This window comes from Pantoea ananatis PA13, assembly GCF_000233595.1.
GTDB lineage: Bacteria > Pseudomonadota > Gammaproteobacteria > Enterobacterales > Enterobacteriaceae > Pantoea > Pantoea ananatis.
This window is the reverse complement of the sequence record NC_017554.1, coordinates 3,178,138-3,194,546: the sequence shown is the minus strand read 5'-3', so window position 1 is coordinate 3,194,546 and position 16,409 is coordinate 3,178,138. Positions and strand designations below refer to the sequence as shown.

17 protein-coding genes and 1 riboswitch are annotated in these 16,409 nt (G+C 56.6%); of the genes, 12 read left to right on the top strand and 5 right to left on the bottom strand.

The window, feature by feature from the left end; translation table 11 throughout:
• Nucleotides 1-5: 5 nt before the first annotated feature.
• The 4 genes from bioB to bioD are packed head-to-tail and all read left to right on the top strand — an operon-like array spanning nucleotide 6 to nucleotide 3,610.
• The gene (gene bioB, locus PAGR_RS15020; RefSeq protein ID WP_013025102.1) at nucleotides 6-1,037 is read left to right on the top strand and encodes a biotin synthase BioB; all 1,032 of its coding nucleotides are present in this window, start codon (nucleotides 6-8) and stop codon (nucleotides 1,035-1,037) included.
• Nucleotides 1,037-2,188 carry an 8-amino-7-oxononanoate synthase gene (gene bioF, locus PAGR_RS15015; RefSeq protein WP_013025103.1) on the top strand — a complete coding sequence of 384 codons (1,152 nt, stop codon included), beginning with the start codon at nucleotides 1,037-1,039 and terminating at the stop codon, nucleotides 2,186-2,188. Before bioB ends, bioF begins: the two co-directional genes overlap by 1 nt.
• Nucleotides 2,172-2,927, top strand: coding sequence for a malonyl-ACP O-methyltransferase BioC (gene bioC, locus PAGR_RS15010; protein ID WP_014606273.1), 756 nt, complete (start codon nucleotides 2,172-2,174; stop codon nucleotides 2,925-2,927). The genes bioF and bioC overlap by 17 nt, the downstream gene beginning before the upstream one ends.
• Complete coding sequence (gene bioD, locus PAGR_RS15005; protein WP_014593221.1) at nucleotides 2,921-3,610, top strand: dethiobiotin synthase; 690 nt, start codon at nucleotides 2,921-2,923, stop codon at nucleotides 3,608-3,610. The genes bioC and bioD overlap by 7 nt, the downstream gene beginning before the upstream one ends.
• Here the strand turns inward: bioD and PAGR_RS15000 are convergent.
• A complete protein-coding gene (locus PAGR_RS15000; protein ID WP_029568538.1) occupies nucleotides 3,596-4,318 on the bottom strand; it encodes an ABC transporter ATP-binding protein in 723 nt (240 codons plus the stop codon). The genes bioD and PAGR_RS15000 overlap by 15 nt on opposite strands.
• A gap of 876 nt (nucleotides 4,319-5,194) precedes the next feature.
• Between PAGR_RS15000 and uvrB the strand changes: the two genes are divergently transcribed.
• Nucleotides 5,195-7,216 carry an excinuclease ABC subunit UvrB gene (gene uvrB / locus PAGR_RS14995; protein WP_013025107.1) on the top strand — a complete coding sequence of 674 codons (2,022 nt, stop codon included), beginning with the start codon at nucleotides 5,195-5,197 and terminating at the stop codon, nucleotides 7,214-7,216.
• A 1-nt stretch (nucleotide 7,217) separates the two neighbouring features.
• Here uvrB and PAGR_RS14990 read toward each other — a convergent pair whose 3' ends face one another.
• The gene (locus PAGR_RS14990; protein WP_014593223.1) at nucleotides 7,218-8,123 is read right to left on the bottom strand and encodes a gluconeogenesis factor YvcK family protein; all 906 of its coding nucleotides are present in this window, start codon (nucleotides 8,121-8,123) and stop codon (nucleotides 7,218-7,220) included.
• A gap of 200 nt (nucleotides 8,124-8,323) precedes the next feature.
• Nucleotides 8,324-8,457: riboswitch (molybdenum cofactor riboswitch) on the top strand.
• Between PAGR_RS14990 and moaA the strand changes: the two genes are divergently transcribed.
• From moaA to PAGR_RS14955, 7 genes are all read left to right on the top strand, one after another.
• Nucleotides 8,444-9,433 carry a GTP 3',8-cyclase MoaA gene (moaA, locus tag PAGR_RS14985; RefSeq protein WP_165836184.1) on the top strand — a complete coding sequence of 330 codons (990 nt, stop codon included), beginning with the start codon at nucleotides 8,444-8,446 and terminating at the stop codon, nucleotides 9,431-9,433. Its footprint overlaps the riboswitch before it by 14 nt.
• 14 nt (nucleotides 9,434-9,447) lie before the next feature.
• Nucleotides 9,448-9,963 carry a molybdenum cofactor biosynthesis protein B gene (moaB, locus tag PAGR_RS14980; protein WP_014606271.1) on the top strand — a complete coding sequence of 172 codons (516 nt, stop codon included), beginning with the start codon at nucleotides 9,448-9,450 and terminating at the stop codon, nucleotides 9,961-9,963.
• 2 nt (nucleotides 9,964-9,965) lie between these two features.
• Nucleotides 9,966-10,451: a cyclic pyranopterin monophosphate synthase MoaC gene (gene moaC / locus PAGR_RS14975; RefSeq protein WP_014593226.1), complete on the top strand. Its 486-nt coding sequence runs from the start codon at nucleotides 9,966-9,968 to the stop codon at nucleotides 10,449-10,451.
• Nucleotides 10,444-10,689: a molybdopterin synthase sulfur carrier subunit gene (moaD, locus tag PAGR_RS14970; RefSeq protein WP_014606270.1), complete on the top strand. Its 246-nt coding sequence runs from the start codon at nucleotides 10,444-10,446 to the stop codon at nucleotides 10,687-10,689. Before moaC ends, moaD begins: the two co-directional genes overlap by 8 nt.
• Entirely contained in the window at nucleotides 10,690-11,142 is a 453-nt protein-coding gene (moaE, locus tag PAGR_RS14965; protein ID WP_014593228.1) for a molybdopterin synthase catalytic subunit MoaE, read from the top strand.
• Between the two features lie 223 nt (nucleotides 11,143-11,365).
• Nucleotides 11,366-12,460 (top strand): DUF1615 domain-containing protein, encoded by a 1,095-nt coding sequence (locus PAGR_RS14960; RefSeq protein WP_014593229.1) that lies wholly within the window; start codon nucleotides 11,366-11,368, stop codon nucleotides 12,458-12,460.
• Nucleotides 12,461-12,555: 95 nt separating this feature from the next.
• On the top strand, nucleotides 12,556-13,263 hold the full coding sequence (locus tag PAGR_RS14955; protein WP_014593230.1) for a Bax inhibitor-1/YccA family protein: 708 nt from the start codon (nucleotides 12,556-12,558) through the stop codon (nucleotides 13,261-13,263).
• A 41-nt stretch (nucleotides 13,264-13,304) separates the two neighbouring features.
• On the opposite strand, the gene PAGR_RS14950 is transcribed toward PAGR_RS14955, so the two are convergent.
• Genes PAGR_RS14950 through PAGR_RS14940 form a run of 3 tightly spaced genes read right to left on the bottom strand, consistent with a single transcriptional unit; the run spans nucleotide 13,305 to nucleotide 16,272 of the window.
• The gene (locus PAGR_RS14950; RefSeq protein ID WP_014606269.1) at nucleotides 13,305-14,270 is read right to left on the bottom strand and encodes a lysylphosphatidylglycerol synthase domain-containing protein; all 966 of its coding nucleotides are present in this window, start codon (nucleotides 14,268-14,270) and stop codon (nucleotides 13,305-13,307) included.
• Nucleotides 14,270-15,514 carry a cardiolipin synthase ClsB gene (gene clsB / locus PAGR_RS14945; RefSeq protein WP_014606268.1) on the bottom strand — a complete coding sequence of 415 codons (1,245 nt, stop codon included), beginning with the start codon at nucleotides 15,512-15,514 and terminating at the stop codon, nucleotides 14,270-14,272. The genes PAGR_RS14950 and clsB overlap by 1 nt, the downstream gene beginning before the upstream one ends.
• On the bottom strand, nucleotides 15,511-16,272 hold the full coding sequence (locus tag PAGR_RS14940) for an endonuclease/exonuclease/phosphatase family protein (protein WP_014593233.1): 762 nt from the start codon (nucleotides 16,270-16,272) through the stop codon (nucleotides 15,511-15,513). The genes clsB and PAGR_RS14940 overlap by 4 nt, the downstream gene beginning before the upstream one ends.
• Nucleotides 16,273-16,409 lie beyond the last annotated feature (137 nt).

The following is a 16,409-nucleotide window of genomic DNA, read 5'->3' as shown; positions in this document are numbered from 1 at the left end:
AAGTAATGTCACAACGTTGGACTCTGGCTCAGGCCCAGGCGCTGTTTGATCGGCCATTTCTTGAACTGATGTTTGAAGCGCAACAGGTGCACCGCCAGCACTTCGATCCACGTCAGGTGCAGGTCAGCACACTGCTGTCGATTAAAACCGGTGCCTGCCCGGAAGACTGCAAATATTGCCCGCAAAGCGCCCGCTACAAGACGGGCCTGGAATCTGAGCGACTGATGGAAGTGGATGAGGTACTGCGTTCCGCGCAAAAAGCCAAAGCCGCAGGCTCCAGCCGCTTCTGCATGGGGGCGGCATGGAAAAACCCCAGCGATCGCGATATGCCCTACCTGGAAAAGATGGTCGAAGGCGTCAAAGCGATGGGCATGGAAACCTGCATGACGCTTGGCACGTTGAGCGACAGTCAGGCGCAGCGTTTAGGCAGTGCCGGACTGGATTTCTACAACCACAATCTGGACACCTCACCGGAGTTTTACGGCAATATCATCACCACGCGCAGCTATCAGGAACGACTGGATACGCTGGGGAAAGTGCGTGACGCCGGCATCAAGGTCTGTTCGGGCGGGATTGTGGGCCTGGGTGAAACCGTAAACGACCGTGCCGGACTGCTGGTACAGCTGGCTAACCTGCCGACGCCGCCTGAAAGTGTGCCCATCAACATGCTGGTGAAGGTGAAAGGCACGCCGCTGGCAGACAATGATGACGTTGAACCGTTCGACTTTATCCGCACCATCGCCGTGGCGCGCATCATGATGCCCACCTCGCATGTTCGCCTGTCCGCAGGCCGTGAGCAGATGAACGAGCAAACCCAGGCGATGTGCTTTATGGCCGGGGCAAACTCCATTTTTTACGGTTGCAAGCTGCTGACGACGCCGAACCCGGAAGAAGACAAAGATATGCTGCTGTTCCGTAAGCTGGGGCTGAATCCTGAGCATACGCAGACCGCAAACGGCGACAATGCTCAGCAGCAGCAGTTAAGTGAGCAACTGCTTCATGCCGATACAGAAACATTCTATAACGCGGCGCTGTAATGAGCTGGCAGCAACGCATCCAGCAGGCGCTGATACAGCGCCGTGCTGAAGATGGCTGGCGCGAACGGCGCGTGATAGAAGAGAATCAGACGCGCCTGATCCGCCATGCCGGTCAGACCTTTCGCCATTTCTCCAGTAACGATTATCTTGGGCTGAGCCAGCATCCCGCCGTCATGGCGGGCTGGCAACAAGGCGTGGACGAGGCCGGTGCCGGTGCGGGTGCATCGGGCCATGTAACCGGTTTTCATCGTTTACATGCCGAGCTGGAAGCACAGCTGGCAGACTGGCTGGGCTATTCGCGCGCGCTGCTGTTTATTTCCGGCTTTGCAGCGAATCAGGCGGTGATTCACCTGCTGGCAGAGAAAAATGACCGCATTCTGGCCGACAAACTGACGCATGCTTCGCTGCTGGAGGCCGCCAGCCAAAGCCCTGCTCAGCTGCGCCGCTTTACCCATAACGATCCTCTCAGTCTGGCTAAGCGCCTCGATGCGCCCTGCGAAGGGCAAACGCTGGTGGTAACCGAAGGGGTTTTCAGTATGGACGGCGACAGCGCGCCCCTTCAGGCGATCGCCGACCGGGCGAAACATGCCGGTGCCTGTTTGCTGGTCGATGATGCGCACGGCATAGGGGTGACGGGCGAGCAGGGACGTGGCAGCTGTTGGGCACAGGGCATGAAACCCGACCTGCTGGTGGTGACCTTTGGCAAAGCCTTTGGCGTAAGCGGGGCCGCGCTGTTGTGTGATGAGGCGACCGCCGATTACTTTGTGCAATTTTCCCGTCATCTGATTTACTCCACGGCGATGCCGCCAGCCCAGGCCAGTGCGCTGTTAGCGTCGCTGAAACAGGTGCAGGCGGGTGATGACCGCCGTCAACGTCTCGCGCGTAATATCGCCCATTTCCGGCACGGCGCGGCCTCGTTGCCCTGGCAACTTATGGCGTCGTCCAGCGCCATTCAGCCATTAATCGTCGGGGATAACGGCGAGGCGCTGGCGCTGTCTGCGCGCCTGGCCAGGGCGGGCTGCTGGGTCAGTGCGATCCGTCCGCCGACCGTGCCGCCGGGCACGGCCCGTCTGCGCATCACGCTTACCGCCGTCCATGAGCCAGAGGATATTGATGCCCTGCTGGAGGCGCTGTATGACGCTGCAGGTTGATAAAGGCGCGGTTGCACGGGCATTTGGCCGCGCCGCATCTCAGTATGATCACTATGCTGAACTCCAGCGGCTGAGCGGGGACGCGCTACTGGCGCAGGTGCCAGCGCACAGCGGTTTGCAACTGCTGGATGCCGGATGCGGAACCGGCTGGTACAGCCGGATATGGCGCGATCGGGGTAAAGAGGTCACGGCGCTGGATCTTTCCCCGCAGATGCTGCAACAGGCCCGGCAAAACGGGGCCGCGCATCACTATCTGGCTGGCGATATTGATGCTCTGCCACTGGCAGACCAGTCTGTTGACCTCGTATGGAGCAATCTGGTGGTGCAGTGGAGCGAGAATCTTCAGGCGGCGCTGATGCAGTTTAACCGGGTACTCAGGCCTGGCGGCTGCCTGCTGTTTTCCACCCTGAGCGCGGGCTCTCTGCACGAAGTGCATCAGGCCTGGTCACAGGTGGATGGCCGTCTCCATGCGAACCGCTTTTTGCCTGCACAGGAGATTGCTGCCGCCTGTGAAACACAGCGTCTGCGCTGCCATGCGCAAACCCTTACCCTGCATTTTCCCGATGCGCTGAGTGCAATGCGCTCCCTGAAGGGCATCGGGGCAACGCATCTGCATACCGGACGGTCTGGCTGCGTATTAACGCGCCAGCGTCTTGCTCAGCTCGAAGCCCACTGGCCGCGGGATGAGCAGGGTTTCCGCCTCAGTTACCATCTTATGTTTGGAGTGACACAATGTTGAATCGCTGGTTTGTTACCGGTACCGACACCGAAGTCGGTAAAACGGTTGCCAGTGCGGCGCTGCTGCAGGCTGCCACCGCCGCAGGCTACCGCAGCGCGGGCTATAAACCTGTGGCCTCAGGCTGCGAGCTCACCGCAGCAGGCGTGCGCAACAGTGATGCGCTGACCTTACAGCGTTACAGCAACGTCCCGCTGCGCTACGAACAGGTCAATCCACTGGCGTTTATGGAGCCGACTTCACCTCATATCGCCAGCGCGGATGAGGGCAGACCGATTGAGTTTGCCACGCTGTCGGCGGGGCTGCGGGAACTTGAGCCGCTGGCAGAATGGATTTTGGTGGAAGGTGCGGGCGGCTGGTACACGCCGCTTTCTGAGACGCAAACCTATGCAGACTGGGTCGAGGAGGAGCAGCTACCGGTCATTTTGGTGGTGGGCGTCAAGCTGGGATGTATCAATCATGCCATGCTGACTGCCGATGCGATTCGCGCACGCGGCCTGCACCTGGCGGGCTGGATCGCCAATACGGTACAGCCACCCGGCCAGCGTTATCAGGCCTACCTGGCGGCCTTAACGCAGCGGCTTCCTGCACCTTGCCTGGGCGTGATCCCCTGGCTAACCCAGGAAGACCAGCAGGCAAACTGTGGACATTATCTGACGCTGCCGGATCGATCAGGCCACCGTTAACCACTTCTCCAGGGTCGCGTCATCCAGCTGGGCGACGTTACCCTGTGCTACATTGCGCCCGCGATGCAGCAGGAGAAAGTTGTCAGCCACGCGGCGAATCAGCGAGACGCGCTGTTCAAGCAGCAGAATCGTCAGGCCGTAGTCACGATTAAGGCGACGAATCAGATTCCCCATCTCTTCTTCCAGCCAGGGCGCCATGCCGTCGGCGGGCTCATCCAGAATCAACAGGCGGGGCTGCAGCACCAGCGCACGGGCCAGTGCCAACTGCTGCTGCTGATAGACCGGCAGGTCGCCGCTGCGCTGCTGACGCAGCGAATAGAGCGCGGGTAACAGATCAAAGATCATTTCCGGGATCGCCCGATAAGCGTCATTCGCCTGTGCACCTGCCAGTAAGGCAATCAGTAAATTATCCTCAACGCTCATCTGAGTAAAAATGTGGCGCCCCTGCGGAACAAACCCGATCCCCTGTCGGGCCCGCAGCTCAGCAGGCTGCGAGAGCAGGTCTTCCGGCGGCGAGCCATCCTGCTGCCAGCTGATCGTCCCGCTGTTAATCGGTAGCTTGCCCATAATGCAGTTCACCAGCGTGGTTTTTCCCATACCGGGGCGTCCCAGTATGCCGGTGCAGGTGCCGGGAGGCAGATCAAGATCCACATTCCAGAGAATATGATTTTTACCGTAAAACTGATTCACCGACCGTAAACTTAGCATCTGACGCGCTCCTTCCAGATAATTAACCTGAATGCTTTCGCCGTTCATTTCTGGTAAATCGCTCTAATGAGATAGCGGCGCATTTCACGCGGCTACTGCCTGTAACACTCAGATGAGAGAGCATGCAATTACCAGGCCAGAGTCTCAACGGCGAGTGGAGTCGGGGCTAACCAGCGAAAATCACCCTGTTTAAAGATAAATAAAAGTTAACAATTCCATGTCAGGACGCTTACGCGGTACAGCGTTGGTGCAGGTTCATGAAGCCGGGAAGTGCACCTGCTCGTTAATGGGGCAATGAAAAAAAGAAAAGTGAGACGCACTTGTCGCCGATCAAGGCACGGATTGCGCTGATAGCTAAATCACTACCCGTTAGCGTCAGAAAATAAGCGAAAAAAAATATTTTTTTATCGCCCAAAGGAGAGTGAAAAAAATTATACACAGCCGATGTGCAAAGGGCTGTCATTAGTTATCCACTATTCCTGTGGATAACCTTGTGTATTAGGTAATGAAAACAGGTTGGAAGCGAGGAAATACGGGGCCTGGTAATCCGATGATGAGAATCTGGGCTTTTTAAAGTAACGACATTAATTCAGTGACTTAGCAAAAAACAAGCCTGCCGGATTGGGGCCGATTCATCAAACTGCAATTTTATGACACATGCTTGACAAATGTTAAATCAATATCGGGCTTGGGGATAACCTTGCGCAACAGAATCCGGTTAGCGCGCGCGATAATGTCAAAGAGTCAAGCGTAAAGTGGTTGCCGTTACTGTGCATCAACACTGTTATTATATCCAGTATTATTTTCTGGCAAAATCGCCATAGCAGAGTAAAATAATGGGCTGCCCGCCGTCTTTCATCTGCAGGAACCGCATTCATGAGTAAAGATTTTAAACTGAACTCCGCTTTCAAGCCTTCCGGCGATCAGCCAGAGGCGATCCGTCGTCTTGAAGCCGGACTGGAAGATGGCCTGGCGCACCAGACGCTATTAGGCGTTACCGGATCGGGTAAAACCTTTACCGTGGCTAACGTGATCGCCGATCTTAACCGGCCCACCATGGTGCTGGCACCGAACAAAACGCTGGCGGCCCAGCTGTATGGTGAGATGAAGGAGTTTTTCCCGGACAACGCGGTGGAGTTTTTTGTCTCCTATTACGATTACTACCAGCCTGAAGCCTATGTCCCAAGCTCTGACACCTTTATCGAAAAAGACGCCTCGGTTAACGAACACATCGAGCAGATGCGTCTTTCCGCCACTAAAGCATTACTGGAGCGGCGTGATGTTATCGTCGTTGCCTCAGTGTCGGCCATTTACGGTCTGGGCGATCCCGATCTTTATCTGAAAATGATGCTGCACCTGACGCGCGGTATGATCATCGACCAGCGCAGCATTCTGCGTCGCTTGTCAGAGCTGCAGTACACGCGCAACGACCAGGCGTTTCAGCGCGGCACCTTCCGGGTGCGTGGCGAGGTCATCGATATTTTTCCGGCAGAGTCCGATGATATGGCACTGCGGGTGGAGTTATTTGACGAAGAGGTCGAGCGCCTGTCCCTGTTTGATCCGCTCACCGGGCAGGTTGAATCGGTTGTACCGCGTTTTACCATCTATCCGAAAACGCACTACGTTACGCCGCGTGAGCGCATTCTGCAGGCCATGGAAGACATCAAGGTTGAACTGGCCGACCGGCGTAAAACCCTGCTGGAAAACAACAAACTGCTGGAAGAGCAGCGCATCACTCAGCGCACCCAGTTTGATCTGGAGATGATGGGCGAGCTGGGCTACTGCTCCGGCATCGAAAACTACTCGCGTTACCTGTCGGGCCGTGGGCCGGGAGAGGCGCCGCCTACGCTGTTTGACTATCTCCCCGCAGATGGCCTGCTGGTGGTGGATGAGTCCCACGTCACGATTCCCCAAATTGGCGGCATGTACCGTGGCGACCGTGCACGTAAAGAGACGTTGGTAGAGTACGGTTTCCGACTGCCTTCGGCGCTTGATAACCGTCCGATGAAGTTCGAAGAGTTTGAAGCGCTGGCCCCTCAGACGATCTATGTGTCGGCAACGCCGGGCAAATATGAGCTGGAGAAATCCGGCGACGAGGTCATCGATCAGGTGGTGCGTCCAACCGGCCTGCTGGATCCGATTCTTGAGGTCCGCCCCGTGGCGACGCAGGTTGATGATTTACTGTCTGAGATCCGCCAGCGCGTTACGATCAACGAGCGTGTCCTGGTGACCGTCCTGACTAAACGCATGGCGGAAGATCTGACAGAGTACCTTGAAGAGCACGGTGAAAAGGTGCGCTATCTGCACTCGGATATCGACACGGTGGAAAGGATGGAAATCATTCGTGACCTGCGCCTGGGCAAATTTGACGTACTGGTTGGGATCAACCTGTTGCGAGAAGGGCTGGACATGCCTGAGGTATCGCTGGTGGCCATTCTGGATGCGGACAAAGAGGGCTTCCTGCGTTCGGAGCGTTCGCTGATTCAAACCATTGGTCGTGCGGCACGTAATATTAACGGTAAAGCGATTCTGTATGGCGACAAGATCACGCCTTCAATGGCCAGAGCGATTGAAGAAACGGAACGCCGCCGTGAGAAGCAGCAGCGGCATAACGAAGAAAACGGCATCGTGCCTCAGGGCCTGAACAAGAAAATCACCGATATCCTGGAACTGGGCAATAACGTGGTGAAAACGCGTGGTAAAGCCAAGCCCGCTAAGCGCAATGCCGCTGAGGCAGACGCCGATTACCTGGCGTTGTCCCCCCAGGCGTTGCAGAAAAAGATCCACGAGCTGGAAGGGCAGATGCAGCAACATGCGCAAAACCTGGAGTTCGAACAGGCGGCGGGCCTGCGCGATCAGCTGCAGGAATTGCGCACATTGTTTATTGCGGTGTCCTGATTCAGTTAAATCCCTGAACGGCGTGCTCCAGCGCGGCGCGCAGCAGTTGGCGGTCGTGGCGGTACTTGATATCGGCGGCCTCCAGCGGTTCACGAATAATCAGGCGGTTTTCCACCCGGCTGACGTCCGTGGACGGGCCAACTACGATCGCGTCGATCACCCGCTTGCCAATGTAGTGCTCCATCATCGCCAGTTTGTCGGCCACGGTAAGCGTTGCCGCCGCAGGACTCAACTCGCGGCCCAGGTTGCCGATAAACACCATGTTAGCGGGCGTCCGGCGTAATGCCTGCGCCATCTCTTTCATGAGCAGAATGGGCATCAGGCTGGTGTAAAAGCTGCCCGGTCCAATCAGAATCAGATCGGCTTCTGCAACGGCATCGAGCGCCTCGCGGGTGGGCTGCACGGCGGGATGCAGCATCAGTTCCTGCGGTGGAAGCTGCATGGCGTCGATAGCGGTTTCCCCATACACCGCGTTGCCTTCGCTATCGGTTGCAACTAAATCAACCGGATGCTCTGACATGGGGATTAAAAAGGCGTCAACTTTCAACAGGTTTCTGATGATGTTGACCACTTCCAGCGGCCGCACGCTAAGGTGATCCAGCGCTTTCAGTATCAGGTTACCCAGATTGTGTCCGGCCAGTTCACCGTTGCCGGTAAAGCGATATTCGAACATGGCGGAGGCCACGCTCGGCTCCGTGATCAGCTGGTTAATACAGTTACGCAGGTCGCCCCAGGCGATGCCACCTTCTGCGCGACGAATGCGGCCTGTGGAGCCACCGTTGTCTGTCGTGGTCACAATGCCTGTGAGGCGTGAACCCAGAGGGGACAGGGCCGACATCACGCGTCCTAATCCGTGTCCGCCACCTAAGGCCACCACGCGATCCAGGTCCGCCAGTGTTCGATTCATACTTCTCCTTTTCACGTCTGCGCCGGCCAGCGGCCCGGTTGATGCAGACGGGGGTAATTTACGTCAATGCTTACCGGGTATTTTAACTTATCCTGTGAGCGAAATACGGTGAAAGTTAACGTTATGAAGCACACAGAGTAAAAGCCGTGGATGGCGCATCACCACTAATCGCGCTACCATCTGTATACCGCGTTAACCAGCCGGTTAACGTACACTCAAGCCTGAATGCCTACGTCGGTGGATAGGGGATTCAGGCCGTAGCCTACGCGCTGCCAGGGTGCAGGAAGAAATGACTGCATCTCCCGAATTGGAAAGGTGTTCTGGTGTCACAATTTACTGATGCATTTGCGCGCAAATTTTACTATTTGCGCCTGTCGGTCACGGATGTATGCAACTTCCGTTGTACCTATTGCCTGCCCGATGGCTATCAGCCAAACGGTATCCGCAATAAAAGTTTTCTCTCGCTGGATGAAATTCGTCGGGTCACGCGCGCCTTCGCGGCGGCGGGCACGGAGAAAGTGCGCCTGACCGGCGGTGAACCTTCATTACGTCGCGATTTTACCGACATCATTGCGGCTGTCAGAGAAAACGCGGCTATCCGCCATATCGCCGTCACCACCAATGGTTACCGGCTGGCGCGTGACGTTAAGCAGTGGCGCGATGCCGGACTCACCGCCCTGAACGTCAGCGTGGACAGCCTTGATGCACGCCAGTTTCATGCCATAACCGGTCAGGATAAATTCCACCAGGTGATGGCCGGGATCGATGCGGCCTTTGAGGCCGGCTTCAGCCAGGTCAAAGTGAACAGCGTGCTGATGCGCGACGTCAACAGCCATAATCTCACGACCTTTCTTGACTGGATCCGTACGCGCCCCATTCAACTGCGTTTTATTGAGCTGATGGAAACCGGTGAGGGCGGTGCGCTGTTTCGCGAGCAGCATGTGTCGGGCGAGGTGATCCGCGATCAACTCATCGCGCAGGGCTGGCAGCGCCGTATCAGCGGCCGCAGTGATGGCCCGGCCCAGGTGTTTTATCATCCGGATTACGTGGGTGAGATCGGCCTCATCATGCCGTATTCCAAAGATTTTTGCGCCAGCTGTAACCGCCTGCGGGTTTCCGCTCAGGGTAACCTGCACCTGTGTCTGTTTGGCGATGGCGGTATTCCGCTGCGTGATTTACTGGCGTCCGACGATCAGCAAGATGAATTGCAGGCGCGCATTGCCAGCAGCCTGGGCCAGAAAAAACAGACGCATTTCCTGTTGCAGGGCAATACCGGTATCACACAGAATCTTTCTTACATTGGCGGTTAATTGCAGGAGCAAATATGGGTAAACCAGCCAGCGCGTTTCAACCGTTACAGCTTGCCACGCTGACGGTCTCAGACAGCCGTGATGCCAGTAATGATACGTCCGGGGATTATCTGCGTGAGGCCGCGGCCGAAGCCGGACACAGCGTCATCGACCACGCCATCGTGCCCGACAATCTTTACCGCATTCGCGCCATTGTCTCACGCTGGATTGCCAGCGAGGATGTGCAGGTGGTTATCGTCAACGGCGGCACCGGCTTTAACCTGAAAAACAGCACCCCTGAGGCGCTCCTGCCGCTGTTCGATCGGGAAATCGAAGGCTTTGGCGAGCTGTTTCGCATGATTTCCTATGAAGACATCGGCGGTTCGACGTTACAGTCCCGCGCGGTCGCCGGTCTGGCAAACCAGACGTTAATTTTCGCGGTTCCCGGCTCGACATCGGCCTGTACCAGCGCCTGGGAGCGCATCATCGCCGATCAACTGGATGCCCGTACGCGTCCCTGCAACTTTGTTACTCATTTAAAGAAGCTTTGAGCATGTCACAACTTACCCACATTAACGCCGCTGGCGAAGCCCATATGGTGGATGTTTCCGCTAAAAACGACACAGTGCGCGAGGCACAGGCTGAAGTGCTGGTGCTGATGAAGCCGGAAACCTTACAGATGATTATTGAGGGCAGTCACCACAAAGGTGACGTGTTCGCGACGGCGCGCATCGCCGGTATTCAGGCGGCAAAACGCACGTGGGAGCTGATCCCCCTTTGCCATCCGCTGATGCTGAGCAAAGTGGAAGTCGCGCTGGTGGCTGAGCCAGCGTGGAACCGGGTGCGCATTACGTCACTGTGTCGGCTCACCGGGAAAACCGGGGTAGAAATGGAAGCCCTGACGGCGGCCTCCGTAGCCGCGCTGACCATCTATGACATGTGCAAGGCGGTACAAAAAGACATTGTCATCGACCAACTGCGCCTGCTGCACAAAAGCGGCGGCAAAAGCGGCGATTTTCAGGCGGTTGCCCATGATTAAGGTGCTGTTTTTTGCTCAGGTGCGGGAACTGGTGGGCACCGATTCGCTCACCCTGGCTTCGGATTACCCCGATGTGGCGGCGCTGCGGGCTGCTCTGGCGCAGCGGGGCGAACGCTGGGCGTTGGCCTTGGACAGCGAAAGTTTACTCGCCGCAGTTAACCAGACGCTCACCGCACTGCATCATCCCCTAAAGGACGGGGATGAAGTGGCCTTTTTTCCGCCGGTGACGGGAGGATAAATGAACACGCAAATTCGGGTGGGCCCGGCTGCCTTTGATATGGCTCAGGAGTACCAGTGGCTGGCGGGATGTCCAGAAGACGGCGCTGTGGTGACCTTTACCGGCAAAGTGCGCAATCATAATCTGGGGGATGATGTGGCGGCCCTGACGCTGGAGCATTATCCCGGCATGACGGAAAAGGCGCTGCAGGAAATCATTGATGACGCACGCCAGCGCTGGCCGCTGCAGCGGGTTTCCGTGATTCACCGCATTGGTGAACTCTTCCCCGGCGATGAAATTGTGTTTGTTGGCGTCACCAGCGCACACCGCAGCAGCGCGTTTGCCGCCGCGGAGTTTATTATGGACTACCTGAAAACCCGCGCTCCGTTCTGGAAACGTGAAACCACCGAACAGGGCGACCGCTGGGTGGATGCGCGCAACAGCGATCATGAGGCCGCTCAGCGCTGGGATTAGGGGCGAGCGTTGCGCTGCGGGGGCAAACCGGATCTTTCCCTACGCGTGCTCGCCGCCGCCCTCGTCGCGTTGCAACGGCATCACGTTACCGTCCAGCGCGTTGACATCACAGATCCCTTTTCCGCCAGTTGCGCGAAAAGCGATAACCTGAGTTCAGATAATCCACCCTGCTCTGCGAAGCGGGGCAATGTTAAGCTACTCTTTTTCCCCTCAGAGGACAGGTATGTCATTCACTTCTTTACCCAAACGCCTGACGCTGCTTGCCGTGCTGATCCTGGCGGGCTGTAGCAGTAAAAAAACGCCGGAAGCGCCTGCAAAGCAGCCTGAGGATGTAAAAGCGCAGATCCAACGCCTGCTGCCTGCCAACGTCAGTAATAAATCAGGCTGGGCAGATGATATCTATACCTCATTCCGCACCCAGGGGCTTGAGGCCAGCGACAGCAACCTGTGCGCGGTCATTGCCGTAGCAGGACAGGAGTCGGGTTTTGACGCCAGCGGTAACGTGCCCGGCATGTCAAAAATCGCCTGGGACGAGATCGACCGCCGCGCGGCGAAGGTTCACGTGCCGGCGTTTTTAGTGCGCACAGCGCTGCTCATCAAATCCAGCAACGGCGAAAGCTATGCCGCGCGGCTGGATAAAGCCAAAAGTGAAAAAGATCTGAGCGATATTTTCGACGACTTTATCGAGATGGTGCCCATGGGGCAGACGTTGTTTGGCAACCTTAACCCCGTGCATACCGGCGGGCCGATGCAGGTGAGCATCGCGTTTGCCGAAGCCCATGCCAAAGGCTACCCATGGCCGGTTGACGGCTCCATCCGCCGTGAGGTTTTCACCCGCCATGGCGGCGTTTATTTCGGCACGATGCACCTGCTCGGTTATCCCACCGATTACAGCAAGCCACTTTACCGCTTTGCGGACTATAACGCGGGCTGGTACGCCAGCCGCAATGCCGCTTTCCAGGCGGCAGTCTCTCGTGCGACAGGCATGAAACTGGCGCTGGATGGCGATCTCATTCAGTACGGCTCAGACAAGGCGGGATCGACGGAGCTGGCGGTGCGCACCCTGGCGAAACGCCTGGATATGAGCAACAGCGAAATTCGCGACGATCTTGAGCAGGGCGAAAAGGCCGAATTCAGCAACAGCGACGTGTGGAAGCAGGTCTTTGCGCTGGCAGATAAAATGGCCGGACGGCGCCTGCCCCGTGAAATGTTGCCGGGCATTAAGCTTGAAAGCCCTAAAATCACCCGCAATTTAACCACCGCGTGGTTTGCTCAGCGCGTGGACGGTCGTTATCAGCAGTGCATGAAACGTCAATAAGCACGGCGTTGTGGCGCAGTTGAACAGAGCTGTGCCACACTTAACCAGGCTCCCCTGTCAGGGGAATAACCCATTTGTTCAACAAGAGGTGCATCATGGACCGATATCCACAGAATGATTCAATAGTTCAGCCTGCATCTCGCGGGTTGCAGGCTTACATGGCACAGGTTTATGGCTGGATGACCTGTGGTTTATTACTCACCGCGTTTGTCTCCTGGTTTGCCGCCCGCACGCCGGCGGTGATGGAGCTGGTGTTTGCAAACCGCATTACCTTCTTCGGCCTGATTATTGTGCAGCTGGCGCTGGTGTTCTTCCTCTCTGGCATGGTCCATCGCCTGAGCGGTGCCGTAGCGACCGGGTTATTTATGCTCTACTCGGCCCTGACCGGGTTAACCATGGCCAGCATCTTCCTGGTGTACACCTATTCCTCCATTGCCAGTACGTTCTTTGTCACGGCGGGGATGTTTGGTGCCATGAGCTTCTATGGCTACACCACCAAGCGCGATCTGAGCCGCCTGGGCAGCCTGCTGTTTATGGCGCTGATCGGTATTCTGCTGGCATCGCTGGTGAACTTCTGGCTGAAAAGCCCGGCGTTGATGTGGGCGATTACCTACATTGGCGTGGTGGTGTTTGTGGGCCTGACGGCCTATGACACGCAGAAACTGAAAAACATTGGCGAGCAGATTGATGCGCGCGACACGGAAAACCTGCGTCGCTACTCGATCATGGGCGCGCTGACGCTCTACCTTGACTTCATCAACCTGTTCCTGATGCTGCTGCGTATTTTCGGCAATCGCCGCTAAAAAACGGGCTGCTCTGGTTTGCCAGAGCAGCCGCTCCCCGGTTACGACTTCTGCAGTTTCTGTTCGTTTTTATGCCGCATATGCTTAGCGCGACTCTCCAGCCCCAGGTACAGCACCAGTGCCAGCAGCAGGGGCAAAATAAAGTAGAGCACCCGGTAGGCCAGCAGGGCGGCAATAATGGTACCGTGAGAGAGATCTTCGCCGCTCAACAGCGCTAAAAACACCGCCTCAAGCACGCCAATCCCCGCCGGAATATGAATAATCACGCCAGCGATACTGCTGATCAATAAAACCCCCAGCACCATCGGATAGCCCACATCCCGGCCCAGTAGCAACCAGATAATGGTGCCCATCACCATCCAGTTGGCACAGGAAACGGCAAACTGAAACAGCGCCATACGTAATGAAGGCAGCTGTAACGTCTGGCCTTTGACCGTCCAGCGGCGACGTTTCGAAAAGGCACAGGACCAGAGGTAGAAGGCGACCAGCACCAGCAAGACAACCCCGATCAGCCGTAGCGTGGTTTCGCCAATAAACCAGCCGCTGGGAATGGAAACCATGCCCGCGCTGAAAACGACGCCCGCCAGCAGGATATAGCCCAGCCAGTTGGTGGCAATGCTAAGTGAGAAAATGCGCGTAATGGTACCGCTGTCCAGGCCAAGGCGTGAGTAAAGTCGATAGCGCATAGCCACGCCGCCAACCCAGGTACTGAGGGTCAGGTTAAAGGCATAGCAGATAAACGACACCAGCATCACCTGGCGCCTGGCCAGTTTATGACCGCAGTAGGCGCGACCAATCAGGTCGTAACAGCCATACACGAGGTAGCTGACGATCACCAGGCCTGCGGCGGTCAGCACCACGAAACGGTTGTAGTTGACGATAACTTTATAGACGTCATCCCAGTTCACCTTGCGTGCATAGATGACCAGCAGCAGAATGACGGCCACGAAGAACAGGCCGGTGAGTATTTTTTTTGCCAGTTTCCAGCGCGGATGCGTGTTTGCCATCAGGATTTCGCTCCTTCATTGTTGGCTTCGACGCGATCTTGCGTCTCCATTTCAGGCTGCACGGGCGGGTCAACCTGGGCCAGTTTTGGCGTGTGTGCCGGAAGCCAGCCGGCGATTGCAGGAAAGTGGCGCAGGAAGTGGAACACTACGACGCTTTTCGACAACTGCCACCAGTTACGCGGCGGCAGTTTATCCTCCTGAACGCGCTGGCAATCTTCTGCCAGTAAATGCTCAAGATTGTCGCGTAATGTCTCATTAAAGTGGCGATCGTGAATGATCAGGTTCGCTTCGAGGTTTAGCGATAAACTTAAGGGATCGAGGTTGCTGGAGCCGACTGTCGCCCACTGCTGATCTTTCACCGCCACTTTACCGTGCAGCGGACGACGGCAGTATTCGTAGACCTCCACGCCAGCATCCACCAGATAGTTATAGAGCAGCTCTGCGCCCACTTTCACAATCGGCATATCTGGCTCGCCCTGCACAATCAAACGCACCCGAACCCCGCGCTGTGCCGCATTGCGCATTTCCCGCAACAGTCGGTAGCCGGGGAAAAAATAGGCATTCGCGATAATCACGTCCTGTTTGGCACTGCGCAGCATATCCAGATAGTGCTGTTCAATATCGTCCCGGTGATCATCATTATCGCGATACACGAAGAGCACCTGCGCGTCGCCGGGCAGGGCGTTCTTAGCCGGACGATGTGAGCGCTGTCCCCACCAGCGGCGGGTGGTGGCCTGACTGCCGATTGCCTCTTGCAGGTAGCGGGTAATATCCGCCACTACCGGCCCTTTCACCTCAACGGTGTAATCCTGTTTGGCTTCAGGGCCATAGTCGGTGTAGTGCTCGGCGGAGAAATTAATCCCGCCGACAAAGGCGATAACCCCGTCAACCACCACGGTTTTGCGATGCAGGCGGCGAAAGACGTTGGTACGCATGCCCATCACCAGCGGACGCGGATCGTAGTAAATAAAACGGACGCCCGCCTGGGTAAGGCTGTTCACAAAGTCGTCTGACAGCTCCGACGATCCGTAACCATCCACCATCATTTCAACCTTGACGCCGCGCTGTGCTGCGGCCAGCAACTCGCGGTGTAAAGCGTTACCGACATCGTCTTCAAACAGGATAAAGGTTTCCAACAGCACACTGCGCTCGGCACGCTGAATTGCGCCAAAAACCCGGGGGAAAAACGTATCCCCATTTTCCAGCAGGCGCAGTTTATTGCCGTTTTGCCAGTCAAAATTCATAGATGGATCTCCACCGCCAGCGGCGCGTGATCGGAAAGGTGTGACCAGGGTTTACGCGGCAGCGCCCAGGGATGACTCACCGTGGCGTTGCGAACATAAATACGATCCAGTCGTAGAAGAGGAAAGCGGGCCGGGAAGGTGCGTGCCGGTCGCCCATGTTTGATGCTGAATACCTCTTTTAGCCCGGCCCCTTTTTGCAGGATTTTATTGGCGCGTCCCTGCCAGTCGTTAAAATCGCCAGCCACCACCACGGGCGCATCCGGCGGCAGGGCCAGCACCATCTCGTTCAGCATTGCCATTTGGGCGCGACGGTGGGCCGCTTTCAGACCCAGGTGAACGCAGATAACGTGCAGCGTACCGTAGGGCGCGGGGAGCGTAATCTGGCAGTGCAGCATGCCCCGGTTTTCACTACCGGCCACCGAGACATCGCGGTTCTGATATTCGGCAATGGGAAAGCGCGACAGCACGGCATTGCCGTGGTGTCCTTCCGGATAGACTGCGTTACGCCCATAGGCAAAATCATTCCACATGGTGTCAGCCAGAAACTCGTAATGTGAGGTATTGGGCCAGTTTTCATGTTGCAGAGGATGGATGTCATGTGTTCCCATCACCTCCTGCAACAAGACGATATCTGCCGACGTTGCGCGTACGGCTTCGCGCAATTCTGGCAAGATGAAGCGTCGGTTAAACGGGGCAAAACCTTTATGGGTATTGATCGTCAGGACTTTAAATGAAAATCCTTGCTGGATTTGTGGCATACTCGCGACGCGCTCCTTTTCATCTTCATCAACCACAAAGTGTAGTCTTTGTCACAAATGGAGGGTGAAGAAGAGGAATAAATAAGGCGTTATCTGATATTTGCTTTACATTGATGAAACCGTCCCTGGCCGGATCC

What these genes read in the sequence shown, in the direction of transcription:
- moaB (WP_014606271.1), top strand. Translation starts at nt 9,448, where the DNA reads ATGGGTAAACCAGCCAGCGCGTTTCAACCGTTACAGCTTGCCACGCTG.
- bioC (WP_014606273.1), top strand. Translation starts at nt 2,172, where the DNA reads ATGACGCTGCAGGTTGATAAAGGCGCGGTTGCACGGGCATTTGGCCGC.
- bioB (WP_013025102.1), top strand. Translation starts at nt 6, where the DNA reads ATGTCACAACGTTGGACTCTGGCTCAGGCCCAGGCGCTGTTTGATCGG.
- PAGR_RS14940 (WP_014593233.1), bottom strand. Translation starts at nt 16,272, where the DNA reads ATGCCACAAATCCAGCAAGGATTTTCATTTAAAGTCCTGACGATCAAT.
- moaD (WP_014606270.1), top strand. Translation starts at nt 10,444, where the DNA reads ATGATTAAGGTGCTGTTTTTTGCTCAGGTGCGGGAACTGGTGGGCACC.
- moaC (WP_014593226.1), top strand. Translation starts at nt 9,966, where the DNA reads ATGTCACAACTTACCCACATTAACGCCGCTGGCGAAGCCCATATGGTG.
- PAGR_RS14950 (WP_014606269.1), bottom strand. Translation starts at nt 14,270, where the DNA reads ATGGCAAACACGCATCCGCGCTGGAAACTGGCAAAAAAAATACTCACC.
- uvrB (WP_013025107.1), top strand. Translation starts at nt 5,195, where the DNA reads ATGAGTAAAGATTTTAAACTGAACTCCGCTTTCAAGCCTTCCGGCGAT.
- bioF (WP_013025103.1), top strand. Translation starts at nt 1,037, where the DNA reads ATGAGCTGGCAGCAACGCATCCAGCAGGCGCTGATACAGCGCCGTGCT.
- clsB (WP_014606268.1), bottom strand. Translation starts at nt 15,514, where the DNA reads ATGAATTTTGACTGGCAAAACGGCAATAAACTGCGCCTGCTGGAAAAT.
- PAGR_RS14955 (WP_014593230.1), top strand. Translation starts at nt 12,556, where the DNA reads ATGGACCGATATCCACAGAATGATTCAATAGTTCAGCCTGCATCTCGC.
- PAGR_RS15000 (WP_029568538.1), bottom strand. Translation starts at nt 4,318, where the DNA reads ATGCTAAGTTTACGGTCGGTGAATCAGTTTTACGGTAAAAATCATATT.
- PAGR_RS14960 (WP_014593229.1), top strand. Translation starts at nt 11,366, where the DNA reads ATGTCATTCACTTCTTTACCCAAACGCCTGACGCTGCTTGCCGTGCTG.
- PAGR_RS14990 (WP_014593223.1), bottom strand. Translation starts at nt 8,123, where the DNA reads ATGAATCGAACACTGGCGGACCTGGATCGCGTGGTGGCCTTAGGTGGC.
- moaE (WP_014593228.1), top strand. Translation starts at nt 10,690, where the DNA reads ATGAACACGCAAATTCGGGTGGGCCCGGCTGCCTTTGATATGGCTCAG.
- bioD (WP_014593221.1), top strand. Translation starts at nt 2,921, where the DNA reads ATGTTGAATCGCTGGTTTGTTACCGGTACCGACACCGAAGTCGGTAAA.